This window comes from Anoxybacillus sp. PDR2 (assembly GCF_009834045.1).
Taxonomy (GTDB): domain Bacteria; phylum Bacillota; class Bacilli; order Bacillales; family Anoxybacillaceae; genus Anoxybacteroides; species Anoxybacteroides rupiense.
The window spans coordinates 1,758,535-1,782,265 of record NZ_CP047158.1; the positions used below are offsets into that span (position 1 = coordinate 1,758,535).

Sequence of the window (23,731 nt, forward strand, 5' to 3'; positions counted from 1 at the left end):
CGTCGCAGGATCCGCAAAAGAGGCTGCCCGAGTGAATGGGACAGCCCTGTGAGCATTTATAGCCATTTGATTTTTGGTTCCGTTTTATTTATAATTCGCTTAATGTTGGCGCGATGGCGATAAAAAACAAAGAGAGCGAGCAAAGTAACGCCGATCCTCAGCGGAATGTCATTAGTAAAGAAAATCGTATAAATAATCGCGTAAACTCCCGCCAGCATCGAGGAGAGAGAGACATATTTTGAAAGATATAGTACAAGAAAAAAGACCACTAACAGTGTGAAAAATAAAAATGGCGAATAAAACAGCAAGACTCCCCCCGAAGTAGCAACGGCTTTTCCGCCACGGAATCCGGCGAAAATCGGGTATGTATGTCCAAGCACTGCCAGCGCTCCGGCAATGAGCGGATGAATGTCTACATGAAACAGCACCGGTAAGCTAGCGGCGAGCGTTCCTTTTAAAATATCGCTGATCGTTACAATCAATCCTGCTTTGACACCGAGTACCCGAAACGTATTTGTGCCGCCCAAGTTTCCGCTCCCATGCTCGCGAATATCAATGCCAAACCCGACTTTTCCGACAATGAGCGCGGAGGGAATGGAACCAAGAAGGTAAGCGGCGATTAAAATCAATAGCTTTGTCACCAATCTTCATACACCCTTTACTTGTTCAAATTCATGCATGATTTTATTTTACCATGCATTAAAAAAAACGCCAGATAAGAATTTGGGATTTGTATGAAGCGGGAATGGGCTAAAGGGGTTTTTTTAAAAACCGGTCATGGATTTTTGAAAGGGCCAACCAAGCTAATATGGAGCCGATGAGACAAAACAGCATATCCCATTGTGTATCCCATATGTCACCTTGGGTGCCTAGAAAATCTTGCACTTGCTTTACCTGTTTGGCCAATTGCCCGATTATCCATTCAATGATTTCATACAATGCGGCAATCGCCAGCATCATGCTCATCACAATCAAAAATAGCCATCCGCCTCGTGTCAGCGAGGTTTTCCGTAGTAAAATTTCTCTGAGCACGATGGCAAATAACCCCTTTAAAAAATGACCGAAACGATCATAATGATTGCGTTCTAAATCGAACGTGTCTTTCACCCAATTAAACAAGGGAACGTTGGAATAAACATAATGCCCCCCGATAAACATGCTGATGGCTAAAAGTGAAATAATAGCATATGAAAGGGTGGTCAAGCGAAAGCGGCGATAGAGGAGGATCACAATAAGCAACCCTGCAATAGCAGGACTGACTTCCAGCAGCCATGTTAAATAGCTTGCAGGCTTGACCGCTGACCATATCAATGCGGCAGTCACCAAGAATAGCAAAACGAGATGTTCTTTTAGATGTTGGGATGTAGCCATATCATGCCCTCCTTGCCATCGTATCGTTGCGGCCTGCTCAGTCTAATTTGAAAATGGAACAAAGCGATTCAGAAAAGGAGCGTATGGGATTTTTTCGATCATATGAACGCGGCCAAACAACACGGTGATTCTACAGACCAATGAATGATAGGAGTCAGGCGGCACAACCGCCCTAAATCTAAACGTTAAAAGATTGCGTTAATAGTATGAGAAAAAAGAAAGCCGCTTATGCAGCAAGAAGCGGCTTGTTTGTTTATCGTTTTTGCTGTCTATAAAACAGGCGTGAAATGATGATGCCAATGCTGCCAAGTCCGATGAACAGGATAGAGCGCATCAATAAAGAAACAATCGGCAGATCGATAAATACCAATTTCAGCAATGTTAAAAAAATCAATCCGATTCCTAATAAACGCATCGCTTTTTTGTCGCGAATCGTTCCAAAAACGACACTTCCAGCGGCGAAAGCAGCCCAGCTGAATGACAACAATATTGATTCTTTAAGTAATATAGCCGCGCAGTCTGAGCGAAAAGAGCGACATGCTGTCCCAATCTAAGGCATATATATGGAACGCATAGAAAAAACAAAAGGACATGACCGACGGCCAATGCCCTTTTGTTTTCTTTTTATGTAAGATGTTATGCTTTTTGTTCAAACAGTTTCGCAATTTCGATAATGACTTGCGTTGCTTTGACCATATTATCGACAGAAATATACTCATAACGGCCATGGAAGTTTTCTCCGCCTGTAAAAATATTTGGCGTAGGCAAGCCCATGTAAGAGAGCTGAGAACCGTCAGTGCCGCCGCGGATCGGCGAAACTTTTGGCTCAATGCCGAGGTTTTCCATCGCTTCATATGCAATGTCGACAATTTCTTTCACTGGTTCAATTTTTTCTCTCATATTGTAATACTGATCGTTTATTTCCCATTCGATACGCTCTTTACCATATTTTTCTTGAAACTGTGCAGCCAGTTCCGTTATTTTTGTTTTTCGTGCTTCGAATGCGTTTCGGTCGAAATCGCGGATAATATAGGAAAGAGTGGTTTTTTCGACATCTCCCTGAAAGGATAACAGATGATAAAATCCTTCATAGCCTTCAGTGTGCTCCGGCGCTTCATGAGCTGGCAGCTGGCTATGGAATTCCATGGCCAGTTTGATGGAGTTGACCATTTTGCCTTTAGCCGTACCAGGATGCACGTTTTTTCCTTTAAAGATAATTTTCGCTTGTGCGGCATTAAAGCTTTCATATTCTAGTTCGCCAAGCGGTCCTCCGTCCACTGTATAAGCGTATTTCGCCCGAAAAGCGTCCACATCAAATTTATGCGGACCTCTGCCGATTTCCTCATCCGGTGTAAAAGCGACGCGAATTTCGCCGTGCTTCACTTCTGGATGCTGAATAAGATACGCCATCGCTGTCATAATTTCAGCAATGCCCGCTTTATTGTCGGCTCCTAGCAAGGTCGTTCCATCGGTTGTGATCAAGGTATGTCCTTTGTAGCCAGCGAGTTCAGGAAAATCGGCGGGCGAAAGAACAATAGAAAGCTCGTGATTTAAGATGATATCGCCTCCGTCATAGCTTTCAATCAGTTGTGGATGAACATTTTCCCCCGTAAACTCGGTCGCTGTATCTAAATGTGCCAAAAATCCGATCGTCGGCACTTCTTTCTCTGTATTGGCCGGCAGTGTGGCCATCACATAGCCATTTTGATCAACCGTCACCTCTGTCATGCCGATCGCTTTTAACTCTTCTGCCAGCATATTGGCTAGTTCGAGCTGACCTGGAGTTGAAGGGCACGTGTCGCTGTTCGGATCAGATTGGGTATTCACCTTCACATATCTAGTCAAGCGCTCAATGATTTCTTGTTTCATATCGTCCATCTCCTTATGATTTGCTATCTTTTTCCGATGTTATTTTATCATAAAACGCTTATTTCAAGAAAAATGGAATCTTGATTTAGACCATTGATCATCGGATACAAGCTTTCTGATGCGAATGAGTGACAAGAGCTCTGAACAAGGGCTGTTTCTGAGGCCGAGTAGATGGATTTACGAATGAATGATGTTATCTAGTAGGTCAACCGTGGGAAGCGTATAAAAGCCTTAACGTTAAGAAGCGAAGCTTTATGCATAGACAATATTCAGCAAAACATGTATAGTATAAATGGAATAAATAAAATTTAGATTGATTCATCTTCGGGGCAGGGCGAAATTCCCGACCGGCGGTGATGAAGCGAACAAGCTTCTAAGCCCGCGAGCCGCAAGGCAGGATCCGGTGCAATTCCGGAGCCGACAGTTATAGTCTGGATGGGAGAAGATGAAGGTTTGCCGGCGTTCGGCGGTTGCGCTTGAACGTCTCTTTGCGCATGCCTGCTATCCTCCCTTAAGCGTTTAGGCTTAAGGGGTTTTTTATGATCAGTCGGCAGCCTTCTTCTTGTGAGGATGAGTCACGAGAAGGAGAGGAGAATCACCATGAAAAACATGAACGTATCCGCTTTTGCGGCGATTGGATTGTTCAGCGCCATCGCTTATCTATTGATGCTGCTCAATTTCCCGCTTCCGCCATTTCCTCCTTTTTTGCTTGTTGATTTTAGCGATGTTCCAGCATTAGTCGCTGCTCTAATGTATGGACCGATTGCTGGGATGCTCGTCGAATTATTAAAAAATGTGCTCAACTATTTCCTTGTCGGCAGCGCGACTGGCGTTCCAGTCGGTCATTTTGCGAATTTTATGGCTGGAATAACGTTTATTTTACCGACCTATTATATTTATCGTAAAGCAGCATCAAAACAGGGAATGGTCATCGGTTTGGTGGCTGGCACCATCGTGATGGCAACGGCGATGAGCGTATTGAACTATTATATCTTTCTGCCGGCCTATACCATTTTTCTCGGTTCGCCGGCAATGAGCGCCCCGGAAGCGAAAGCGCTCATTGTTTCCGCGATTTTGCCATTTAATGCCTTAAAAGGCGTGTTTATAACCGTTGTCTTTATGCTTCTTTTTCTCCGGCTTCGTCCATGGCTGCATAAACGAGCGGCAAGCCGCATCTGAGCCGCAAAAAGGCTGCGTTTACGAACGCAGCCTTTTTGTTAAAGCTTCGACAGCGTTGACTCGGAAAACCGCTCCTCTTGAAATGGGTTCGCCGTCATTGAATAACCTCTCTCTTCCCAATAGCCAGGCTCATCTGTTTTCATAAAACGGATGCCGGTCGCCCATTTCGCCCCTTTCCATAAATAAAAAGAAGCGGGGGGAATGAACCTCAGCGGATAGCCGTGCTTTGGCGAGATCTCTTGCCAATCGTGATGAGGGTCCTTCCATCGGTACACAAAAAGCGCATCATCTCCCATGAGAGCATGAAGAGGCAAATTGGCTGAATAGCCGAAGGGATCGCCGTTTAAATATCCATAAACTTTGACATAAGCGACGTCTGGATTCAGCTCGACGAAACGCAAAAATTCGCGAAAAGCAATGCCCTCAAATGTCGTGTCAAACTTGGACCATGTTGTGACGCAATGCATATCAATGGTTGAGATCGTTTTTGGCAATTCCATAACTTGCTGATAAGAAAGAGAAACCTCTTCTTTCACCTCGCCGAATAATGTGAATTTCCATGTAGCCTCATGAAACTCGTATACATCTCCTTCGTGAAGAATCGGCCATTTCTCCGTTGCAAATTGCCCTGGAGGCAGTTGTTTTGTCAATGTTCTGCACCCTTTCTTCCAACATGATATGATTTACCATCATACGGAGATTTGTGAGAAAATGCAATACAAACCGGAAGGAAACTGGCAAATGATGTAGAATATTCCGGGAAGCAGAAGGCGATGAAAAAGGAGGGTTCCTATGAACGAAGCTTTGACGCCGCATATCTAGTGCTCGCTCCTTTCGTTTGCTTCTACGCTTATGGTTTCAGGAATGTTAGTGCTTCTCATTGTTAGTATATGGATGCAAAACTGGACATTGAAAAGCATGGAAAGAAAGTTAGAGAGCTTCAAGTAAGGACAAGGAGTAAGAGAATAATGGAACGTGTTCAGATTGTGCGTGATATCGCAAATGCGAATTGGACAAAGATGAGAGAAATCTACGAATCTGTTGGCTGGGTTAAGCATACAGAACCAATCATTCAACGAGTTTTTCAAGCGAGTCATATAGTAGCGCTTGCCTTTTGCTCCGGCCGTCTGGTTGGATTTGGCCGCGCTCTGTCAGACGGCGTATTCAATGCGGCGATTTATGATGTCGTCGTTCACCGCGATTATCAAGGTAAAGGTATTGGAAAAGCGATCATGAAAGATCTGCTCGAACAGCTTGACGCCATTTCATGCATTCATCTTATTTCGACGATAGGAAACGAACCGTTTTATATTCAATCAGGATTTCGTAAAGCAAAGACGGCGTTCGCTCGTTATCGCAGCATGGATTTGGCACAGATCTATTTAGAAGGAGGGGATGGGAGTGAACATTCGGCAGGCAAAGGTGGATGATGCCGAACGATTAACAGCGTTGATTTTGCAAGTAGAGCGCGAATCATCCTATTTGTTGTTTGAAGCGGGAGAACGGCCGCTTACGGTTAAAGAGCAGCGCCGCCAGCTTGAGGCGCTCGAGCATGAAGAAAATGCCGCGATTTTTTTGGCGGAGACAGAAGAAGGGGAGCTCATCGGTTATTTAGTGGCAAGAGGCGGACGCGCTAAGCGCAATCGTCATACTGTATATATCGTTGTCGGTTTGCGTGCTTCCTATCGGGGAAAAGGAATTGGCACGATGCTATTTACAGAATTGGAGCGCTGGGCGCGGACAAAAGGGATCCATCGTCTGGAGCTGACGGTTGTGACAGACAATGTCCCCGCGATTTCTCTCTATAAAAAAATGGGATTTGTTCAGGAGGGAATCAAACGCCGTTCGCTGAAAATCGACGGACAATATGTCGATGAATATTATATGGCGAAGCTTCTGTAGGTGAACACTCCCTTTTCACGTAACCAAAACGCAAGCGGGGATTCAGAAAACGGAGAGGGCTTATCTTGATTTTGATGATGTCATTTTAACGCTCCGTTACTACCGCATACATAAACAAGATAGAGCAGCTAGCGATCAATAAGTACTCGGTGAGTTAAGGGGCATTGGGGAGGCCAGTTTTCTTTTTTACTGTAGCACTAATCGAGATTCTATTACGTTTTTTTATTCTTGGAAAATTTGAGTAGCATCGGACATAGCGTGTTAGGCGAAACGTTGGATTTTATGTGAATCGTAATGATTTCTTATGGAGATTCGAATGGAACGTTTGCGATTGTGACATAGGAGCTTGTTTAAGAGGTGGTATGAATCGAAATATCTTGTTTATTTTCCCGTATATATGCTTAAATGGTAATGGATGCAATAGCGACCTATTTCCATTTACAAAGGGGGAACAAGGCCGTGGGCTGGATGATTCAGTATATTCTCGCCTTTTTTGTGTTTGTTTTTTCCACTCTTGCTTCTTGGTACGAAGGAAGCGAAATAAGGTCTAACCCATGGGAGTGGAAGTATTCTGCTTTTTTTTCACAGATGCTCCATGTTCCATCACCAATAGCAGCGATATTTCACAGCTCGATCATTTTATTTATGCTGCTAAATTCAAGCCTGCTTTTCCTTTGCTTATGGCATTGAGCATTATTTATATAGTGATGCTAACAGGGTATTGGCTATGCCGGAGAAACAACAAAAGCTTTCGCTTGTTTTATGCCGGCAGTCTGCTATTTTGGATGCTGGGGGCGATCGTAGCCGATTCCCCGACGATCGGTGGGTATTATTTTATGATGCTTTTTATGGCTGCGGGTGCCGGAAGTGCAGCAATGGCTCTTTTGCCTGTGCTTCGGGCAAAGTGTTGGCAAGGTGAGGAGCTAAAATAATGGATACCGTGATGAAAAACGAATGTGATATCATCCAATGGATTCAGAAGGACGAGTGGATGATGGAAACATTGCGAGCCGTACAGTCGCTGAATTTGCCCGATTGGTGGGTGTGTGCCGGATTTGTCCGTGCGAAAATTTGGGATGTGCTGCATGGATTTCAAGAAAGAACGCCACTTCCAGATATCGATGTCATTTATTTTGACGGCAAGCATACGGAGAAAGCGGCAGAAAAGAAGCTGGAACAGAAGCTGTACCATCTCCTCCCCGATCGTCCATGGTCGGTGAAAAATCAGGCGCGAATGCATGCAATAAATGGCGGATCTCCTTATTTATCTTCCGTCGATGCCATGTCCAAATTTCCGGAAACTGCCACTGCTCTAGGGGTAAGGCTTGATGAAAAAGGCGTTGTTGTCTTGGCGGCACCTTGGGGAGTCGAAGATGTTTGTCAGCTTCTTGTCAAGCCAACTCCATATTTTTGTGAAACGAAAAAACGGGCTCAAATGTATGAAGAACGAGTGCGGAGGAAGAAGTGGACAAGCATTTGGCACAAGCTAACAATCGTGACACTAAAAAATGCTTAAAAACACGAGACAATGATTTTTCTATTGCAGCATAGGGAAGGAGACAAAATCATGGAAATTCGTTATCGGTTAACGGAAGAAGATTATGTGCAGTTTAATTTGTTTCATATCAAGCATTCGAAAGCAGCCCGGAGAACGTTGGCGATTCAGCGAGTTATCCCTCCCGTTCTTTTTCTTTTGGTTGCCTGGGTATTTGCTGAAATCGGACATGCTTCCTTTTTAGGATTGCTGATTACATTTTCGATTGTGGCGGTTTTATGGGTGATTTTTTATCCGAGTTACTTTGATCGAGCCATTATTCGCAGCGCAAAGAGAATGATGAAAGATGGAAATAATGAAGGGTTATTAGGAGAGCATCATCTTGTGATGACAGAAAAAGGAATCGTTGACTCGACTTCTTACGGAGAAACAAAAGTAAGCTGGGGAGGCATAAAGGCTTTCAAGGAAGACCGACACAGCTTTTATCTCTATAATAGTGCTGTCAGCGCTTATATTATTCCAAAGCGAGAGCTGAAAAACATAGAGGAGATTCGATCATATCTTCACACAAAGCTTAAGCATATTGAATCAGAAAATAAGTGATCAATGATCGGTGGGCATATCCCAGCGGCAAGCGAATGGCTTGCCGACTATTCAACGATTTTATATCAGTGACTCCATCATTTCCATAACCTTACTAAAAAGTCCCAAAGAACGAACGGCACCTCAAACGTAGAAATCATGACTCATCATTCGAAGTGCCGTTCGAAACAGGGCCGTTTTCATTTTAAAATGTTGGCAAGTTATCGAGATTGTTGCTTGGATCTCCATCGGCATTGCTACGCAGATGCCAGTCGCCGTCCTTCCCTCTAAATGTGTTTACACCCTCGATCTCGCCGTTTTGTGCCATCACTTGTGCCTGTTTGTAATCGACAATCCGCCCAGAAGATAGCTTGAGCTCAACAATATCGCCATCGCCATTTTTTCGGACTGCTACCACTTTTTCACTCATCACTTTCACCCCCTCTATCATTTTAGTATGGGGGATTTGTCAGCCATTTGGACCTCTGTCAATAGATTGGACAGCCAGAATCGAGAAAATTACGCAATTTGACCGTACATTCGTTCGTATTGAAAAGGTGTAAGATACCCGATAGCGGAATGTACGCGTTTCCGGTTGTAGAAAAACTCGATGTATTCAAAAATCCGACTTTGGGCTTCCTTGCGGGTTCTGAACTTCTCCAGATAGACGAGTTCCTTTTTGAGCACGCTGTGGAACGATTCGATGCAGGCATTGTCATAGCAGTTGCCCTTGCGGCTCATGCTGCATTTCATCCCGTATTTCAAGAGCCGTTTTTGGTACTCATGAGATGCGTATTGGCTGCCGCGATCGGAATGATGCAGGACTTCGCCTTTCGGCCGTTGACGGTTGTAAGCCTGATCCAGAGCTTGCAGGACCAATTCCTTGGTCATTCGCTCATCGGCGTGCCAGCCTACGATTTTGCGCGTGTACAAGTCCATCACGCTCGCGACATAGAGCCATCCCTCGTCTGTCGGAACGTAAGTGATGTCCGCCATCCAGACTTGATTGGGAGCTTGTGCCCTGAACTGCTGGTTCAGCACATTGTCATGCACTGGCAGATTGTGGTTCGAGTTCGTCGTCGTCTTGTATGTCTTGACGGTGCGCGACTTAAGCCCCAGTTCCTTCATGATGCGGGCGACCGTTTTTTCGGATACCCGAACACCTTGCTGGCACAAGACTTGAGCGATCTTCGGGCTGCCGTACAGGCGACGCGAGTCCACAAAGATACGGCTAATCTGTTGTTCCAGTTCTCGGCGACGTTTCTTTTGCTCGCTTTCCTGGCGCCTGGTCCATTGATAATAACCACTCCGGGATACGTTCAAAACCTTGCACATCTCCGATACCGGATACTTGGAGCGGTGTTTGTGGATAAACGCAAAGATCAGTTCCGGTCTTTTGCGAAGATGTGCATCGCCTTTTTTAAAATTTCGTTCTCCATCTCGAGTTGGCGGATTCGTTTCTGCATTTCGAGAAGGGTTTTTTCCTCGATTTTCAAGTTGCCGCTGCCGCGAAACGCATTGACCGGATCCTGTTTGAATTCGTTGATCCAGCGGTACAGAGTATTGTCGGATACGCCCAATTCTCGGGCGACCTGCGCCACCGGCTTCCCCTGTTCCTGAATCATTTTTACGGTTTGGATTTTGAACTCTTTGTCATATTTCTGACTCATCTTCGGACACCTCGATTTTGCTAGGTTTATTGTCGCATTCTCGATTCTCGGTGTCCACTATTTAGTCTAGCATCAATTTTATGCACATACAGCCTCAATAACAAACGCTCTTCATTGAAGACGAACCCATATTTCGGAATAAAAATCAGGGCTGGTTGGATCGTCGTCCGGATATACTTCTAATTGCGGCGTGCCTGCAAGCTTGTAATGCTGGGATGGCAACCATTCTGAAAAAATTTGCTCCCATGCTTTTTGTATCGCTTCCGGCATCGATCCGCGCACCTCAAATATGCCCCATTTAGAAGCGGGGATTTCTAACGCCAACAGCCCGTTAGGCACCTCGCCATTATACTCTGCGGCTATCCAATAATCGATCGTTTGTCCTGACTGGTCATCGCTGTGTGCGGTACATACACCGATCAAGCCTTTTAATGAGCCGTTGTTCAGTGATGATAATAACTTAACGGTGCCGTTTTGATGAACTTCCTCCCACATCTTAGCAATCCCTGTATGATTCTCTCCATTGACTAGCGAAAATGTCCGCTTGATTCCCACTACTTGAAAACGATCTTTTTCAATGATTTGGTGATTCATTGATTTTCCTCCCATCTCAAGATAAAGAAACGATTCTAGGCTTGCTTGTGTATGGCCACTATCTATTTGATTATAGCACATATGTTCGTGTGTAGCTACCTATCTTTCTGTTTAGAAAAAACGTTTTTTGGAAGCAAAAAATGATGGCAGATTTGAATGGGAAAAAGGGGGCTCGACTGTTTAACAAGAACGGAGGACCGTTTTTTTGACAACTGGGGGATTATTTAAATGTTATATTACATATAAATGGAATTTATTGTTCATTCAAAAGTAGAGCGGAGGTGGGAGGCAAGGCGGTGACTTGCTTTTGTTACGCCAAAGCGTACTAGATTTGAAATAAAATAGAGAAACTTTCAAACTATTTTCTAATAAATAACGAATATATGAATGAAAGGCTAGCCTTTGAAAGAAGTAGGAGTAGAAGTCAATGGAGAAAATAAAGGAATGGATCACCAAAGTCAAAAAAGGAGATCACAATGCCGCTAACCAGCTTGTCAGTTTTTATTATAAGGATCTATATGCTTATATTTACAGGCAGACATTAAACAAGGATTTAGCAATGGATCTAACCCAGGAAGCGTTTATCAGCATGCTTCGTTCGATCCATTCGTATGACGAGAGAAAGGCGTCATTTCGAACGTGGTTATATCGGATTGCCACTTATCAAACGATCGACTACTATCGTTCAAAATATTACAAACAGCAACCAATTGTGACGGAGATCGATCACGAGTTAGGACAAGAAGAAGATTTTACATTGAAGCTGGAATACAAGGAGGAGGTTGAGCGGATTTTAGCGGTGTTGAATACGTTTGAAGCGTCTGCCCAGCAAATTTTCCGTCTTAAATTGTTTGGTGAATATACTTTTGCTGAAATTGCTTCTGCCACTGGCTTAACGGAATCAACAGTGAAAACGAAATTTTATAGTACCGTAAGAAAAATAGGCAGTAACATAGCGATTGTCGATTGGAAGCAGGATTTTCTTTCTATCTGTTGAATGTTCGAAAAGGCGAAGAGAACGTTGGGAGGACTTGTATGATGAACCTATTCACATTTGCTAAAAAAGCCGGCACCGCCATGACAAAATACAACTCCAAGTTACCGAGCTATAAGAGAATAACGAAACTAACCGAATCTGCCGTCATCGGCTGCATGTACATTGAAGCGAACGGAGTGGTCGGCTATCATGAAGCGCCAGTGCCGCAGCTGTTTCTTCTTGTACAGGGGGAAGGCTGAGTGACGGGGGCGGATCGCAAAAAAGTGTTTGTCAAAAGTGGAGAGGCGGTGTTTTGGGAACAAGGCGAATGGCACGAATCGGGAAGCGATCAAGGAATAGCCGCGATGATTGTTCAGTCTGAACATTTGACACCGAAATATCTCATACAATTGCAAGTATCCGAGTGAGTAATTTGATTTATAAGAATCAAGTGAACCGAAAACGGCGCGGTCAAATCACCGCGCCATTTATCTTGGCGTTTCTTGAAAGGTAATGCCTATTACTCGCTCTGTTGCGGTGTTAAATTGGATATTGACAAAAACACCAAATTCTTTCTGGTTGGTTCTCAGCCATAGCTTAAATTTTTCCGTCGTCACATTCGCTTGTTGGTCGCGGCCAATATGGAGGTAGTCGACGATTTGGGCGTTTGGATATTTTTCCTTTGTTTTTTGAAGAGCGAGTCTTCCCCATTTGGCATATGGTGGCATTTCGGTTTGGGCGATCGCGTGATGGACGATTTCAATCGGTTGGATGCCCATCCCCGCAACTGACCAGACACTGAGAGCGAATAAAGTGATCCATCTGTTTTTCATATATAATAAAACCTTTCTTTTTTTATGTTTAGCGTGCACGATGCTTGTCAGATTATTCATCCTCTCTAAAACGGAGAAAGAAAATGACGGTTCATGATGCAGCTGTTTGATGTGTATCGCTCTCCGTTTTTAATAGTGCGGGCAAAGAAAGAAGATGCTTGTCTGCTTATAAAATTCTGTTGTCCGATTCGCGTTTTCACTCGTCTGTAAAGGGAACTTTTTCATTTATTACAAAAAATTCAATATCGATTGAAACCTTTTTGCGTTTTGAACGTTAATATTATGGAAGATAAGCGGCGAGGTTGAGAACTAAAAAATATGGAATGTGTTGCAGCATGTGATCTATGTTTCAAACAGAAGATCAGCTGATGGAAAGCATGAGCATACGGTTCCCTGTCCCTTAAAGCTGGAGCGAATGCCGTCTATTTATGAAATTCGAAGGAGTGCATGAGGAATGAACTTTTTTAAAAAATTGAGCTATAGCGTAGGGGATGTCAGACGTTATCCGGACATGGTGGCGCAAGGCGCAGGAAAAGCTTTTTTATATTTGCTTTTATTTGCGCTTTTGTTTGGCACGCTGAATAGCATCATTGTCGGCTATCAATTTAATCAAAGCATCGGCCATTTTACCGGAACATTAGAAAGCAAAATCCCGGAATTCACCTTTCAAAACGGAGAGTTGAATGTAGAAGGAACGATGCCGATTGTGTTGGATGATTCTAAAAATGGCGCTGTCATTATCGATACGACGGGCCAAACAACAGAAGATCGTTTAAATCCGTACTCGTCGGGAGTGCTGATTTTAAAGGACCGGATGATTAGCAAGCAAGCTGGAGGGCAAACACAAGTTTTCTTATTTCGTGATTTTCAAGGCGTAACGTTTGATAAACAAGATCTGGTCGGCTTTTTGCCATATTTAAAATGGCTCGCTCCCATTGTGGCAGTGATTGCTTGGATCGGCTTTTTCATTGGCAAAATATTCAGCGCTTTATTTTTAGCGATTATCAATCTGGTGATCTCTAAGCTACAAAAAGCGAACTTGCCTTTTGGCCGGCTATACAGCTTGAGCATTTATTCATTATCTTTGCCGATCATCCTTGATCTGATCTTTAAGCTGTTCCATTTCCGTTTACCGGGATTGATTTATTATATCGTTGCGTTAGTATATAGCTGGCTGGCGATTAACCAAATCAAAAAACAAGCGGGAGAGGCTTTTTAATAGATCGGATCCCCTTTTGTGTGGGATGAGAGCCGTCCGCTAAGCCGCGCTTCGTCTTTGTTAAAGAAGCGCTGTTGCTCGAAAAATCAGCTGCGGTAGGAGATTGGTATGAATCGTGAATCATGATCCTAAGATAGGGGCTGTCCAAAAAGTCAGGGTAACTGACCTTTTGGACAGCCCCTCATTTTTTCAATTTAAAAAGGACACAAAAATCATCCTTTCTAGTAAAATGAAGTTGCGACACAACATTACAGAAAGGACGATTTTTTATGAGCAATCAAATGATTACTCCTGGAAAGGATCACACACAGCCTCTAGATGGAAAAGAAGAAAAACTCCTGCAAAACTTAGTATGTTTTTTTGATGAGGCTGAGCGAAGGCATGGGGATGGCCCAGCTGCCAAATCGTCTCAAAAATAGACAGGCGGCATTTATTACGCGGAAACTGACAGCTGAAAATGTTACACTTTTTCCTCTTTGCGGTGAGCTGTGGCCTGCTTAAGCCACATGTTTTTTGGGTGCCATATTGGCTGAATGAGTCGGCTTAAACTATAGCCAAGCATTCCGCCTAACGTATTTAAAATTAAATCATCGATGTCAAAGCTTCCTAATTCAAATAATAGCTGCATCACTTCGTATGTAAAGCTTAAACACAAGGTTGCAAGCATGGTAGCAGAAAAGCTGCGAAAGCGTGTCGACAGCAATGGAAGCATCCATCCGAAAGGAATAAAACCGATAATGTTTCCAGCTAAGTTTTCAATTTTAATGTTTAAATTGACATCGGCAAAGAATAAATAAAAAATAATGGTTTTCAGGGGAGTAAAGTTGCTTGAATGCCATTGGTTTTGAATGGCGCTGAAGTCGAAATGGTAGATCATTTCTTTCCAAGAGACATATTTAAATAAGACCATTTTCGTGAGAATAAATAAATAGAGACAAAATAGCCATACGAACATTTGATAAAAAAACTTTTTCATTCACTTGCGACTCCTAAAGTTCATCGTTTTATTTTTTTAGCGTTTGAACCGTGCTGATCACTTCCACCCATATGTTTATGTTTCAGCTGCTTCTGTGCTTGGAGCGCAACGGCATTGTACGCTTTATTACCATGTTAAATGATCATCGTTTTTATTTCAATCATTTCCCGAAATAGTTGGTGGTCAATCGCGGCAGCTGCTATAGAATGAGGAAGATGGAGATGAGGAAAACGTTTGTAGGCCTACCTCCCCTGCTGTCGTCGGAGATGAATGCAGACAGATCATTTCGCTTTCATCTCGCGTCACTGGCCTCGCACGTCCGCTCACGGTCTTCTTTTAGCTTCACCTGTTTTTATCTTGTCTAACCGTTTTCAAGCCCGTTCGATCGGGAAAATCAGCTGCTTAAAAAGGGAAGACAAAGCTCATTTTGCACCTTATCTACAATGAGAGATCCATGAAAAGTTTGTAGAGATCGGAAAAAATCCATTACTTTCTTTTCCAAAAGGTATTTGCAAAGAAAATCCCCTTGCGGATGGGGCGCAAGGAGATCGGCTGCTCACTTAGACATTTTTCATTCTTTTGATAAAAATGATGATATAAATCATTAGGGTAATAATGGTGAGCGCAGGACCTATATTCATTAAGGTTAAAAAGTTGCCGTAAAACCATCCTTCTTGAGCGAATAAGGAAACCGGCAAAACATGGGCCGAGCTATTGGCATGATAGACGGGTTCCCATAAAAGAAAAGTAAAAAATCCTGCTAAAAATCCGTGAATAATGCGAGAAACGAAAAAAGGCTTAAAGCTGATATCGCTTTGTGCTAAAAGGCTGGCGACTTGAGCTTGTACACTTAGACCGCTGAAAGCAAGAATAAAGCTTATAATAATGGCTTTATGCATTAAAGAGACTCCCTGGACTTGGCTTGTCATTTGCCCGCCTAACGTGATCTCAAATAAGCCGGATATAAGAGGGGTGCTCAATGCTTCTGGCAAATGGAACAAACGAAGCGCATATGCTACTAGTTCTCCTAAAAACTGGGTAATATGTAGACTCGATAGCAGCCTATTGATGACAGAAAACAAAATGATAAAACCGCCGATCATTAATAAAGTATGAACAGAAGAGATGACAGCATCCCCGAGCAGCTTGCCAATCGGTCTTTTTTCTTTCATACGTGTGGTATGCAAGGCGGAAAAGGCTCTACGCAATAGTGCTTCGTCTCTGGCCTCCTTTGGATCTTGTGGCTGCTCCTTTCCATAAAACCTCATCATAAGGCCAATACATATGTTTCCTAAATAATGCGATAAAATCAAGACGGCGCCAAGCTGTGCATTATGAAAAAACGAGATGGATACGGCACCGATGATAAAAAGTGGACTGGATGAATTTGTAAAACAGACCAACCTTTCTGCCTCCACTTTACTGAGTTGTTTTTCTTGCCGCAATAGTACAGTGAGTCTTGCGCCTGTCGGAAAGCCAGAAACCATTCCCATCGCCCATACAAATCCCCCGACGCCGGGAACCTTAAATAGGGGCTTCATGAGAGGTTCAAGTATAACACCGATAAATTTTACAACCCCAAAATTAATCAGCAATTCACAGATAATGAAAAAAGGCAGCAGCGAAGGAAAGACGGTCCCCCACCAGATTTTCAGTCCCTGCTTTGAAGCATTGACGGATTCCTGCGGGAAGGAGACGAGGGAGACGGCAATAAAAGTAGCTGCTAAGGCTAATACGATCGTTTTGAATCGGGAACGGGACACTTCTCAATCCTCCTCAAATGGATAAGCTAATGTTGCTGTTATAAAGTTTATTTGCGATGAGAGTAGATTAGAACTGATGGCACCGTGTTTGTCCGCTGCCATCAAACCTTGGTTAGAAAAGGGGCGTGGAAGTGACCGCCGCCGGCAAAAGGATGGAAATACTCTTTGACGTTCGATCAACTTTCACTATCGATGAAACGTAATCTTTGAAGATGTGATGTTTCGGCGGGGCAGACGCGTAAATGATGAACCGTTTGACAATCCCATCAATGGACCTGAAAGCGTTTTGACAAAAGCAAGTTCACATAGATGGGCCTTTGCCCGTCGGTTTTCAGAAATGATCGTTCCATCTAGAAACGGTATGGTATGATCGATAAGAAAACGTTTGAGGCAATCAAAAAAATAGGAAAAAGAGCAGAAGGAAAGGGAAGAGGAAAAATAGAATAAAAAACAAGAACATATATTCCTGTATTGATGAATCTATGCTATAATAAAGATGCACAGCTATATGCAGGGTGGGAGCGGCCTACTCCCTTAGAGAAGGGAGGTGCCGCTGATGATATCTGTGACCGATACACTGACGCTAATGATTGCTTTTGCATCATTAATGGTAGCTGTTATCGCTGTAGCGAGAGACAAAAAATAACCCACCCTGCTCGCCTTAAGTGAGGGTGGGTTACAACCGCCTGTTTTCGGCCGCTGCACGTCTTGCAGTCAGCTGTGTATTGAATGGACATTGGTTGCCGCCAATGTCCTATTTTTATTTTATGCTTTATACGTTTATTATACGCATAAAAGTGTCGGAATGACAAGGAATTTCTCTTTGTGCGAAGCCGCAGGTGAGACGGTTGGTATTAAATCGTAAATATTACGATTTGAACTTTATTCATTTATCAGGAACCAACAAATGCAGGGAGGGGATCGAAAAATGTTTCCCAATTCTGGCTCATTTCCTGAGCGGTAAGTAAACATTGGTCTAACGAATCTTCTATTTCTTCTTGATTCATCTCGATGCCGATAAAGACGAGCTCGGTCATGCGGTCGCCATATGTTTGATCCCATTTTTCAAGAAGTTCAGGGTTCTCCATTAAAATTTGTTGGCGCTCAGCTTCAGGATAAGCAGCGACCCATTCGCCCGCTCCTTGGATCACGATCGATGTGCCCGCTTGTGATAGAAGGCCGCATACATCATTTCTTGATGCAAGCCAAAAAAAGCCCTTGGCGCGAATCACTTCAACTGGCCAATTCTCAAGCCATTTCATAAACCGTTCTGGATGAAAAGGCTGTCTTCTCCGATATACAAAAGAGGAGATGCCATATTCTTCGGTTTCTGGAGTATGCTCTTCATTCAACTCTTTGATCCAGCCGGCTGCTTGGCTGGCACTTTCGAAATCGAATAAATGCGTGTTTAAAATTTCGTCTAACGCTACTTGGCCGAATGTCGTAGGGATGATTTTCGCTTCCGGATTCAGTTTTTTTAACATCTTTTCAAGCTCTTTTGCCTCTTCGGGATGAATTAAATCGATTTTATTAAGCAAAATGACATTAGCAAATTCGATTTGACCGATTAACAAATCAGCTACTTCGCGTGTATCTGAATCATCGACAGCTTGCTTGCGATCGAGCAAGCTCTCTCCAGAAGAAAAATCGTTCCAAAATCGGTTAGCATCGACAACGGTGACCATCGTATCTAAACGACATTTTTTAGTGAGATCAATTCCTAAATTTTCATCTATGTAGGTAAAAGTTTGCGCTACCGGAATCGGCTCGCTGATTCCTGAAGACTCAATGACGATGTAATCAATTCCCCCTGCGTCTACTAATCTTTCTACTTCCTTCATTAAATCATCGCGCAATGTACAACAAATACAGCCGTTTTGAATTTGAACAAGCTTTTCTTCTGTTCGGGAGAATCCCCCTTGTTTAATCAATTCCGCGTCGATATTCACTTCACTCATATCATTCACAATAACGGCAATTTTTTTGTTTTCACGATTATGCAAAATATGATTGAGTAAGGTGGTTTTTCCAGAGCCTAAATAACCGCTTAATACAGTAACTGGCACTTTTTTCATGATAAGTAACTCCTTCCTTTATTAAATCGTAATCATTACGTTTTAACAACGTCAATCATACAAGAAAATAAGAAAAATAGCAACTACGAGAATGAAAGGGATGTATATATCTTTGAGCTGCCATGATCGGATAGATTTTTCAAGATAAGTTCATCGTTTTTTATTATAGAGAGATACGATGAGAAAATCACACTTATAGCTAACCGATTCAAATTTTCCAACGGTCGCCCGACTAGCGAAATCAGATCATCTGCGCATTTGGCGACAAATGTTGACGGAGCAATTGATATTTCATAGTCATATTTTTGTGGACAATCTATGTATATATGTTAATAGGAAAAATTACGATTTGTTAAGAAGAAACGAGAGCATGAATGGAGGAAATGAATGTGAAAAAGGCGATTTCTCATACAATCAATGATGGACTAGCGTTTGTTCTTTTATTGTTATTTTTATATTTATTCTTTTTTTATGGAATGGGGAATATGAATTTTACATTGCCGAAAGAGTGGGCGATTGTCTATACTATGTTTTTAAGCATTGTTTTAGAAGCGATTCCGTTTATTTTAGTAGGCGTCTTTGTATCCGCTTTGATTCAAACCTTTATTTCAGAGGATACGCTGCGGCGTTGGCTTCCGAAAAACCCGTATGTGGCCATTGTGTCTGCCGCCTTTTTCGGAATCATTTTTCCCGTTTGTGAGTGTGCGATTATTCCAATTGTAAGAAGGCTGATTAAAAAAGGAATGCCGCCAGCAGTTGGCATGACATTTTTGATGAGTGCGCCCATCATCAATCCGATTGTTTTCCTCTCGACCTACTATGCGTTTCAGCAAAAAAGCGAAATCGCTTTTGCTCGCGTGGGCCTTGCTTTTTGCGTTTCTGTGTTGGTAGGCTTGCTTTTATACCACTTTTTTCAACATAAGAATCCGCTCAAACCAACAGCCTCTTCCTCGCACGAACATATTCATTCTATAAATAAATGGAAAGAAACGTTGCATCATGCCAGCGAAGAATTTTTTGACACGGGAAAATATTTAATCATTGGCGCGTTTTTAGCCAGTTTATTGCAAACGTTTCTTAATCGGAACGAATTGCTGCAAATTGGAGCCAATGAACTCATCTCTCCTGTTGTGATGATGGGTTTTGCTTATTTGCTCTCGCTTTGCTCGGAGGCCGACGCTTTTGTGGCTGCTTCGTTTAGTCACACCTTTTCTACAGGCGCGATTTTAGCGTTTCTTATTTATGGAGCCATGCTTGATTTGAAAAATACCTTGCTGCTGCTTGCTTATTTTCGAACACGGTTTGTCATTGCGTTTATTCTCGTGTTGACATGTGTTGTTTATTTGGTTGTTTGGCTCTATCAAACAATCTTTATCCATGGATGAGGAGGTGAAGGAAGTTGAATAATCAGCTTTTTTTGCGGGGAGTTCTGCTCGTGGGCTTTGCGTTAGTCATGTTTAAATTAATCGTAACAGGGCAAATCCAGCAATTTATTGCACCAAAGATGTTTCCTTTCCTTTATTTTGCGATGGGCGTATTGTTTATTCTTGGCATTTTTCAAATTTGGCGAAGTGATCATCACGATCATGCGGTTGGTTGTGAATGCGGCCATCATAAGGATAAGCATCCTCTAAAGACGTGGATGATTTATCTTTTATTCATTGTGCCCATCATCACAGGTTTAATGTTTTCAAGTCAAGTATTGGACAGCTCGGTCGCTGCCAAGCGCGGTGTGCAAATGGGTGGAGGGCAGAAGCAAAGCGATCCATCAGCGAATGCTCAAACGCAATCCTTAACCGAATCAGCACAGACCGAACAGCAGCCAGCCGAAAAAAGCATTGACAAACAGCAGCTCGCTAAGAAGTTAAAATCTGCGAAAAAGATAGAGTTTACGAATGAAAACTATTTAGCCACTCTGGAAATCATTCATAATCATGTTCAAGAGTTTATTGGGAAAGAGATTCAACTTACCGGATTTGTCTATCGCGAACCTGATTTTCCAAAAGGGGAAGCAGTCATTGCGCGATTTGCTGTTACTTGCTGTGTTGCCGATGCTTCCGTTTATGGAATGCTATCAAACGGAGAACAGCTAAAAGAGCTCAAGCCGGATGAATGGGTAGAAGTAAAAGGAGTCATCGGCCAAACAACGTATGAAGGAAATATCCTTCCTTGTATCAACATCAAAACAGTGAAAAAAGTTCAACAGCCGGATGAGCCTTATGTTTATGACCGCACTCCTTACTGATATCCATTTTAAAGACACCGTGAGCGCGAATAACAGCAAAACAAAAGCGATGGCGTTCATCACCCGCTCCGTTAGACTCGAGGTAATCAGCGCGCCGCCCGCTAATATGCCAACAAAGGAGGCTGCTCCTCCGATGGCGATCAGTGCGAAAAAAAGTGTGCCCAACATGATCCCTTCTTAATCTGTTAATCTAAAAAATGGATCCAACGAACACCATGGGTACATTTTCTATACTACCATTTATTTCTGGATCGTTGCATAGATCATATGACACAATATATGGAAAGCGAAAGAGGAAATGTTCTATTTCCCCGGCAAGCGCAAATTGCGACAAAAAAGCAGGAAAATCGGGGGCGGTGCTGCGAATTTTGTAAAGGAAAGATAGAGGAAAAAGTTTGATTCTCTCTGTTTTCTGGAATTTAGTAAAATAACAAGCAGATAAACAACGGTTATATGCTTATAGGGCTTTTTGGACAGTTTCTTATGATAATGAATGTAATACATCATGTAGTTAAGAATAGAAAATGGTTTCTATATTTTTCTATTTCTACAACTTGAGAAGCCAACACGGGTTTCTATGTGAGCGAGTAACGATTCATCTAGCAAGAGAACAATAAAACGAATCGGTTTTATCATCTGTTACTGAAGCAAAACTTATGTAGCAAAAAAGGGGAGGAACGGGGTGATTCTGGAAACACCACGATTGATATGGAAACCATTTACCGATAGCGATCTGTTCGCTTTACATAGCATTTTTTTTGATCAAGACATGATGAAGTTTTATTCGGCCCCTTTTACTATGGAGCAAACCCAAGATTGGATTTAACGAAATTAAAAAAGGTATCATAAGCGCTGCTTTTATTGAATGTGAAAATTTGGATGTTTGCTCTCTATCAAAGAAAGGAGACATGTAAATGGAAGAAATTGTGGTGCCAATGACATTTGAACATTTACAGGAATGTATCGAACTGTATATAAGAGTGTTTCATCGTGAGCCTTGGAATGAGAATTGGACGTATGAGGCGGCTCGAGAGCGGCTCACCGATTTATTGCATACGCCTAAGTTTATCGGATTTGTATGTAAACAGCGTGAAGCGATCCTTGGTTTTATCGCTGGCCACAGCAAAGCGAGCGATCAGGGGATGGCGTTTTATCTGGCGGAGTTGTGCATCGATCAGAAAGCCCAAGGGAAAGGATATGGCTCTCAACTGCTGCAAGTTCTTGAGGAGGAACTACAGAAGCAACACGTCAAAAGCATCTATTTGTTAACATCCGCTTACGGAGCGGCGGCAGCGTTTTATCGAAAAAACGGCTACACCGTCCGCGCTGACCGGATCGTGATGAAAAAGAGCCTTTGACCGATTTTGCGGCTGCCTGTTGCTTTTCGCCGAGCGTCAGGGTATTGTGAATTCAGCTGTTTGCAGATACAAACGGCTGGAGTGAATCCGTATGATAGAGGAGATAGCCAGATGATGTCTCAAAATGACAGCATAGCATAAATATAGTACATCCATGAGATCATTAGCTGGCGCGAAATGAAAACAAGCATCGATTTTTGTGATCCGACAACACGCTTCTGCGGCGAAAAGCAGAGCCGTAGCAAAACGAATCTTTGATTTTATTTCAGCTAAGCGCGGCTTGCTATTTTTTTAAGATGCCTAAATATTCGATCCAAGGTCCGACATCTTCCTTGTATCTTTTGGCCATCACTCTGACAATTTGGGCGATGTGGGTCAAATCATGGACAGCCCAAGTAGACAGCAGTTCTCTCAGCTTTACAGGACCAAAAGCTGGATGAATCCCGGTCCATTCAAAATCGGTTTCTGGGCCGATGAGATGGTTTAGCTTGGCGAGATTTTGTTCACGCAACTCTTGAAATAAACGCAGCTTTTCTTCAATGGTCTCTCCTGAGTGTTCTTTTAAATGGCTGAATCGGTCGAAAACGGGAAAGGTTTTATCTCCGTGTTCTTGAAGAATGATTTCAAGCCTTGGAATCCAATTCGTTTTCTCAGCTTCTATCAGATGCTCGATAACTTCTGTCGCATTCCATGTGCCTTCTCCCTCGCGGCATTGCAACCATCCAGCGGATAATCCGGATAAAAAATTCTCCAATGTTTTCGGCGTGCGCTGCAGTAATTCAATGGCTTCTTGTAACTGAAAGTTCATAGAAATAGCTCCTTTCATCATTTATTAATAACTTACCATAATCAGCGGATGATGCAAATAGAATGACCGAAGACTTGACGAATAGCAGAACGGATACGCAACAAAATGTGATGAAAACAGAAAACGATGGAATGGATGATAGGCTTATATCGAGTTTTTGCGGCTGAATCCCTTGAGAATATTTTTTTCGTTCGCCGGCGACAATGGATGATAGAAATTCCGATGAAAAGAGGCCAAAAGAAAAATGTCCGAGCTAGCAGGATTCCTTTGACCAATGCCGAAATTAGTACACACAAGACACGAGACGAAAGGGGAACACATATGCCAATCGTGAATCCAAGCCGCGAAGAAATCGGCGATATGTTGCAAAAAGCAAAGCGCATTGCTGTTGTAGGTCTGTCCAATAATCCAGAACGCACGTCATATATGATCGCTCAAGCGATGAAGGAAGCAGGATATGAGATTATTCCTGTCAATCCAACCATTGATGAATGGGAAGGGATTCCGGCTGTTAAATCATTAAAGGACATTGACGGACATGTGGATATTGTGAACGTGTTTCGCCGTTCAGAGCATTTGCCGGAAATTGCCCGTGAATTTGCACAAATCGATGCCGATGTGTTTTGGGGGCAGCTGGGTGTAGCCAATGAGGAAGCCTATGAATTTCTCAAAGAAAAAGGATATACAGTTGTGATGGATCGCTGCATTAAAGTAGAACATGCTTTAACGAAAAAGAATTGAATGGAATCAAAACGGCCATCTTTAGTTGTGAAAGATGGTCATTTCCATTTTCGACAAAAATTTTGCGTGTTCGGC

At 42.8% G+C, this 23,731-nt stretch carries 29 protein-coding genes, 1 pseudogene and 1 riboswitch; of the genes and pseudogenes, 17 read left to right on the plus strand and 13 right to left on the minus strand.

Features of this window, described 5'->3' with window-relative positions; translation table 11 throughout:
- Positions 1 to 56 precede the first annotated feature (56 nt).
- The 4 genes from plsY to pepT all read right to left on the minus strand — a co-directional run bounded on the left by plsY (position 57) and on the right by pepT (position 3,240).
- Positions 57 to 641 carry a glycerol-3-phosphate 1-O-acyltransferase PlsY gene (plsY, locus tag GRQ40_RS08445; protein WP_066149338.1) on the minus strand — a complete coding sequence of 195 codons (585 nt, stop codon included), beginning with the start codon at positions 639 to 641 and terminating at the stop codon, positions 57 to 59.
- 109 nt (positions 642 to 750) lie between these two features.
- Positions 751 to 1,371 (minus strand): DUF2238 domain-containing protein, encoded by a 621-nt coding sequence (locus GRQ40_RS08450; protein ID WP_159719737.1) that lies wholly within the window; start codon positions 1,369 to 1,371, stop codon positions 751 to 753.
- A gap of 253 nt (positions 1,372 to 1,624) precedes the next feature.
- Positions 1,625 to 1,855, minus strand: coding sequence for a DUF2339 domain-containing protein (locus tag GRQ40_RS08455; protein ID WP_159719738.1), 231 nt, complete (start codon positions 1,853 to 1,855; stop codon positions 1,625 to 1,627).
- Positions 1,856 to 2,007: 152 nt separating this feature from the next.
- Positions 2,008 to 3,240: a peptidase T gene (gene pepT / locus GRQ40_RS08460; RefSeq protein ID WP_159719739.1), complete on the minus strand. Its 1,233-nt coding sequence runs from the start codon at positions 3,238 to 3,240 to the stop codon at positions 2,008 to 2,010.
- A gap of 316 nt (positions 3,241 to 3,556) precedes the next feature.
- A riboswitch (FMN riboswitch) is annotated at positions 3,557 to 3,691 on the plus strand.
- A gap of 149 nt (positions 3,692 to 3,840) precedes the next feature.
- Here pepT and GRQ40_RS08465 point away from each other — a divergent pair.
- Positions 3,841 to 4,419, plus strand: a complete 579-nt coding sequence (locus tag GRQ40_RS08465; RefSeq protein WP_159719740.1) for an ECF transporter S component — start codon at positions 3,841 to 3,843, stop codon at positions 4,417 to 4,419.
- 38 nt (positions 4,420 to 4,457) lie between these two features.
- Here the strand turns inward: GRQ40_RS08465 and GRQ40_RS08470 are convergent, their stop codons facing one another.
- Positions 4,458 to 5,069: a molybdopterin-dependent oxidoreductase gene (locus tag GRQ40_RS08470; protein WP_159719741.1), complete on the minus strand. Its 612-nt coding sequence runs from the start codon at positions 5,067 to 5,069 to the stop codon at positions 4,458 to 4,460.
- A 318-nt stretch (positions 5,070 to 5,387) separates the two neighbouring features.
- On the opposite strand from GRQ40_RS08470, the gene GRQ40_RS08475 reads away from it, so the two are divergent.
- The 6 genes and pseudogenes from GRQ40_RS08475 to GRQ40_RS08495 all read left to right on the plus strand — a co-directional run bounded on the left by GRQ40_RS08475 (position 5,388) and on the right by GRQ40_RS08495 (position 8,419).
- Positions 5,388 to 5,849 (plus strand): GNAT family N-acetyltransferase, encoded by a 462-nt coding sequence (locus tag GRQ40_RS08475; protein ID WP_236546415.1) that lies wholly within the window; start codon positions 5,388 to 5,390, stop codon positions 5,847 to 5,849.
- Positions 5,821 to 6,321, plus strand: a complete 501-nt coding sequence (locus GRQ40_RS08480) for a GNAT family N-acetyltransferase (protein ID WP_159719742.1) — start codon at positions 5,821 to 5,823, stop codon at positions 6,319 to 6,321. Before GRQ40_RS08475 ends, GRQ40_RS08480 begins: the two co-directional genes overlap by 29 nt.
- 468 nt (positions 6,322 to 6,789) lie before the next feature.
- Positions 6,790 to 6,849: pseudogene (locus tag GRQ40_RS18750) on the plus strand (hypothetical protein); the annotation flags it as partial.
- A 26-nt stretch (positions 6,850 to 6,875) separates the two neighbouring features.
- A complete protein-coding gene (locus tag GRQ40_RS08485; RefSeq protein WP_255458407.1) occupies positions 6,876 to 7,253 on the plus strand; it encodes a DUF4306 domain-containing protein in 378 nt (125 codons plus the stop codon).
- Positions 7,253 to 7,837, plus strand: coding sequence for a nucleotidyltransferase family protein (locus GRQ40_RS08490; RefSeq protein WP_236546416.1), 585 nt, complete (start codon positions 7,253 to 7,255; stop codon positions 7,835 to 7,837). Before GRQ40_RS08485 ends, GRQ40_RS08490 begins: the two co-directional genes overlap by 1 nt.
- 51 nt (positions 7,838 to 7,888) lie before the next feature.
- Positions 7,889 to 8,419, plus strand: a complete 531-nt coding sequence (locus GRQ40_RS08495) for a YcxB family protein (protein ID WP_159719743.1) — start codon at positions 7,889 to 7,891, stop codon at positions 8,417 to 8,419.
- A 184-nt stretch (positions 8,420 to 8,603) separates the two neighbouring features.
- Here GRQ40_RS08495 and GRQ40_RS08500 read toward each other — a convergent pair whose 3' ends face one another.
- The 3 genes from GRQ40_RS08500 to GRQ40_RS08510 form a co-directional block, all read right to left on the minus strand.
- Positions 8,604 to 8,828, minus strand: coding sequence for a DUF3892 domain-containing protein (locus tag GRQ40_RS08500; protein ID WP_183186186.1), 225 nt, complete (start codon positions 8,826 to 8,828; stop codon positions 8,604 to 8,606).
- 89 nt (positions 8,829 to 8,917) lie between these two features.
- Positions 8,918 to 10,068 (minus strand): IS3 family transposase gene (locus GRQ40_RS08505; RefSeq protein ID WP_201295982.1). Its coding sequence is split into 2 segments (ribosomal slippage): positions 8,918 to 9,813 and positions 9,813 to 10,068, totalling 1,152 coding nucleotides; the frame shifts between segments, so codons are not numbered across the junction.
- Positions 10,069 to 10,179: 111 nt separating this feature from the next.
- Complete coding sequence (locus tag GRQ40_RS08510; protein ID WP_066149267.1) at positions 10,180 to 10,662, minus strand: GyrI-like domain-containing protein; 483 nt, start codon at positions 10,660 to 10,662, stop codon at positions 10,180 to 10,182.
- A gap of 427 nt (positions 10,663 to 11,089) precedes the next feature.
- Here GRQ40_RS08510 and GRQ40_RS08515 point away from each other — a divergent pair, with 427 nt between their 5' ends.
- From GRQ40_RS08515 to GRQ40_RS18500, 3 genes are read left to right on the plus strand one after another with little or no spacing between them, the layout of a single operon-like run.
- Positions 11,090 to 11,659, plus strand: coding sequence for an RNA polymerase sigma factor (locus GRQ40_RS08515; RefSeq protein ID WP_159719744.1), 570 nt, complete (start codon positions 11,090 to 11,092; stop codon positions 11,657 to 11,659).
- A 38-nt stretch (positions 11,660 to 11,697) separates the two neighbouring features.
- Positions 11,698 to 11,898: a hypothetical protein gene (locus GRQ40_RS18495; protein ID WP_236546417.1), complete on the plus strand. Its 201-nt coding sequence runs from the start codon at positions 11,698 to 11,700 to the stop codon at positions 11,896 to 11,898.
- Positions 11,899 to 12,066 carry a hypothetical protein gene (locus GRQ40_RS18500; protein ID WP_236546418.1) on the plus strand — a complete coding sequence of 56 codons (168 nt, stop codon included), beginning with the start codon at positions 11,899 to 11,901 and terminating at the stop codon, positions 12,064 to 12,066.
- A gap of 60 nt (positions 12,067 to 12,126) precedes the next feature.
- On the opposite strand, the gene GRQ40_RS08525 is transcribed toward GRQ40_RS18500, so the two are convergent.
- The gene (locus GRQ40_RS08525) at positions 12,127 to 12,417 is read right to left on the minus strand and encodes a YqzG/YhdC family protein (protein ID WP_044743510.1); all 291 of its coding nucleotides are present in this window, start codon (positions 12,415 to 12,417) and stop codon (positions 12,127 to 12,129) included.
- Between the two features lie 508 nt (positions 12,418 to 12,925).
- Between GRQ40_RS08525 and GRQ40_RS08530 the strand changes: the two genes are divergently transcribed.
- Complete coding sequence (locus tag GRQ40_RS08530; protein ID WP_066149270.1) at positions 12,926 to 13,690, plus strand: DUF1189 domain-containing protein; 765 nt, start codon at positions 12,926 to 12,928, stop codon at positions 13,688 to 13,690.
- A 269-nt stretch (positions 13,691 to 13,959) separates the two neighbouring features.
- Positions 13,960 to 14,109, plus strand: coding sequence for a hypothetical protein (locus GRQ40_RS08535; protein WP_159719745.1), 150 nt, complete (start codon positions 13,960 to 13,962; stop codon positions 14,107 to 14,109).
- Between the two features lie 41 nt (positions 14,110 to 14,150).
- Here the strand turns inward: GRQ40_RS08535 and GRQ40_RS08540 are convergent, their stop codons facing one another.
- Positions 14,151 to 14,666, minus strand: coding sequence for a VanZ family protein (locus GRQ40_RS08540; protein WP_063504914.1), 516 nt, complete (start codon positions 14,664 to 14,666; stop codon positions 14,151 to 14,153).
- Between the two features lie 560 nt (positions 14,667 to 15,226).
- Positions 15,227 to 16,429: a sporulation integral membrane protein YlbJ gene (gene ylbJ / locus GRQ40_RS08545; protein WP_159719746.1), complete on the minus strand. Its 1,203-nt coding sequence runs from the start codon at positions 16,427 to 16,429 to the stop codon at positions 15,227 to 15,229.
- A gap of 556 nt (positions 16,430 to 16,985) precedes the next feature.
- Between ylbJ and GRQ40_RS18505 the strand changes: the two genes are divergently transcribed.
- Complete coding sequence (locus tag GRQ40_RS18505; protein WP_231734645.1) at positions 16,986 to 17,075, plus strand: putative holin-like toxin; 90 nt, start codon at positions 16,986 to 16,988, stop codon at positions 17,073 to 17,075.
- A 247-nt stretch (positions 17,076 to 17,322) separates the two neighbouring features.
- On the opposite strand, the gene GRQ40_RS08550 is transcribed toward GRQ40_RS18505, so the two are convergent.
- Positions 17,323 to 18,504, minus strand: a complete 1,182-nt coding sequence (locus GRQ40_RS08550) for a GTP-binding protein (RefSeq protein ID WP_159719747.1) — start codon at positions 18,502 to 18,504, stop codon at positions 17,323 to 17,325.
- A gap of 383 nt (positions 18,505 to 18,887) precedes the next feature.
- Between GRQ40_RS08550 and GRQ40_RS08555 the strand changes: the two genes are divergently transcribed.
- The 3 genes from GRQ40_RS08555 (at position 18,888) to GRQ40_RS08565 (ending at position 22,107) form a co-directional block, all read left to right on the plus strand.
- Positions 18,888 to 19,889, plus strand: coding sequence for a permease (locus GRQ40_RS08555; protein ID WP_236546446.1), 1,002 nt, complete (start codon positions 18,888 to 18,890; stop codon positions 19,887 to 19,889).
- A 14-nt stretch (positions 19,890 to 19,903) separates the two neighbouring features.
- Positions 19,904 to 20,749, plus strand: a complete 846-nt coding sequence (locus GRQ40_RS08560) for a TIGR03943 family putative permease subunit (RefSeq protein ID WP_159719749.1) — start codon at positions 19,904 to 19,906, stop codon at positions 20,747 to 20,749.
- Between the two features lie 914 nt (positions 20,750 to 21,663).
- The gene (locus GRQ40_RS08565; RefSeq protein WP_159719750.1) at positions 21,664 to 22,107 is read left to right on the plus strand and encodes a GNAT family N-acetyltransferase; all 444 of its coding nucleotides are present in this window, start codon (positions 21,664 to 21,666) and stop codon (positions 22,105 to 22,107) included.
- A 283-nt stretch (positions 22,108 to 22,390) separates the two neighbouring features.
- Here GRQ40_RS08565 and GRQ40_RS08570 read toward each other — a convergent pair whose 3' ends face one another.
- Positions 22,391 to 22,915, minus strand: a complete 525-nt coding sequence (locus tag GRQ40_RS08570) for a DinB family protein (RefSeq protein WP_066149280.1) — start codon at positions 22,913 to 22,915, stop codon at positions 22,391 to 22,393.
- Between the two features lie 321 nt (positions 22,916 to 23,236).
- On the opposite strand from GRQ40_RS08570, the gene GRQ40_RS08575 reads away from it, so the two are divergent.
- Positions 23,237 to 23,656 carry a CoA-binding protein gene (locus tag GRQ40_RS08575; RefSeq protein WP_044742146.1) on the plus strand — a complete coding sequence of 140 codons (420 nt, stop codon included), beginning with the start codon at positions 23,237 to 23,239 and terminating at the stop codon, positions 23,654 to 23,656.
- Positions 23,657 to 23,731 lie beyond the last annotated feature (75 nt).

What these genes read in the sequence shown, in the direction of transcription:
- GRQ40_RS18495 (WP_236546417.1), top strand. Translation starts at nt 11,698, where the DNA reads ATGATGAACCTATTCACATTTGCTAAAAAAGCCGGCACCGCCATGACA.
- GRQ40_RS08465 (WP_159719740.1), top strand. Translation starts at nt 3,841, where the DNA reads ATGAAAAACATGAACGTATCCGCTTTTGCGGCGATTGGATTGTTCAGC.
- GRQ40_RS08500 (WP_183186186.1), bottom strand. Translation starts at nt 8,828, where the DNA reads ATGAGTGAAAAAGTGGTAGCAGTCCGAAAAAATGGCGATGGCGATATT.
- GRQ40_RS08490 (WP_236546416.1), top strand. Translation starts at nt 7,253, where the DNA reads ATGGATACCGTGATGAAAAACGAATGTGATATCATCCAATGGATTCAG.
- GRQ40_RS08535 (WP_159719745.1), top strand. Translation starts at nt 13,960, where the DNA reads ATGAGCAATCAAATGATTACTCCTGGAAAGGATCACACACAGCCTCTA.
- GRQ40_RS18505 (WP_231734645.1), top strand. Translation starts at nt 16,986, where the DNA reads ATGATATCTGTGACCGATACACTGACGCTAATGATTGCTTTTGCATCA.
- GRQ40_RS08575 (WP_044742146.1), top strand. Translation starts at nt 23,237, where the DNA reads ATGCCAATCGTGAATCCAAGCCGCGAAGAAATCGGCGATATGTTGCAA.
- GRQ40_RS08570 (WP_066149280.1), bottom strand. Translation starts at nt 22,915, where the DNA reads ATGAACTTTCAGTTACAAGAAGCCATTGAATTACTGCAGCGCACGCCG.
- GRQ40_RS08510 (WP_066149267.1), bottom strand. Translation starts at nt 10,662, where the DNA reads ATGAATCACCAAATCATTGAAAAAGATCGTTTTCAAGTAGTGGGAATC.
- GRQ40_RS08550 (WP_159719747.1), bottom strand. Translation starts at nt 18,504, where the DNA reads ATGAAAAAAGTGCCAGTTACTGTATTAAGCGGTTATTTAGGCTCTGGA.
- GRQ40_RS08555 (WP_236546446.1), top strand. Translation starts at nt 18,888, where the DNA reads ATGAATGTGAAAAAGGCGATTTCTCATACAATCAATGATGGACTAGCG.
- GRQ40_RS08565 (WP_159719750.1), top strand. Translation starts at nt 21,664, where the DNA reads ATGGAAGAAATTGTGGTGCCAATGACATTTGAACATTTACAGGAATGT.
- GRQ40_RS08525 (WP_044743510.1), bottom strand. Translation starts at nt 12,417, where the DNA reads ATGGGCATCCAACCGATTGAAATCGTCCATCACGCGATCGCCCAAACC.
- GRQ40_RS08515 (WP_159719744.1), top strand. Translation starts at nt 11,090, where the DNA reads ATGGAGAAAATAAAGGAATGGATCACCAAAGTCAAAAAAGGAGATCAC.
- pepT (WP_159719739.1), bottom strand. Translation starts at nt 3,240, where the DNA reads ATGAAACAAGAAATCATTGAGCGCTTGACTAGATATGTGAAGGTGAAT.
- GRQ40_RS08450 (WP_159719737.1), bottom strand. Translation starts at nt 1,371, where the DNA reads ATGGCTACATCCCAACATCTAAAAGAACATCTCGTTTTGCTATTCTTG.
- GRQ40_RS08530 (WP_066149270.1), top strand. Translation starts at nt 12,926, where the DNA reads ATGAACTTTTTTAAAAAATTGAGCTATAGCGTAGGGGATGTCAGACGT.
- GRQ40_RS08485 (WP_255458407.1), top strand. Translation starts at nt 6,876, where the DNA reads ATGGGAGTGGAAGTATTCTGCTTTTTTTTCACAGATGCTCCATGTTCC.
- GRQ40_RS08540 (WP_063504914.1), bottom strand. Translation starts at nt 14,666, where the DNA reads ATGAAAAAGTTTTTTTATCAAATGTTCGTATGGCTATTTTGTCTCTAT.
- GRQ40_RS08475 (WP_236546415.1), top strand. Translation starts at nt 5,388, where the DNA reads ATGGAACGTGTTCAGATTGTGCGTGATATCGCAAATGCGAATTGGACA.
- GRQ40_RS08495 (WP_159719743.1), top strand. Translation starts at nt 7,889, where the DNA reads ATGGAAATTCGTTATCGGTTAACGGAAGAAGATTATGTGCAGTTTAAT.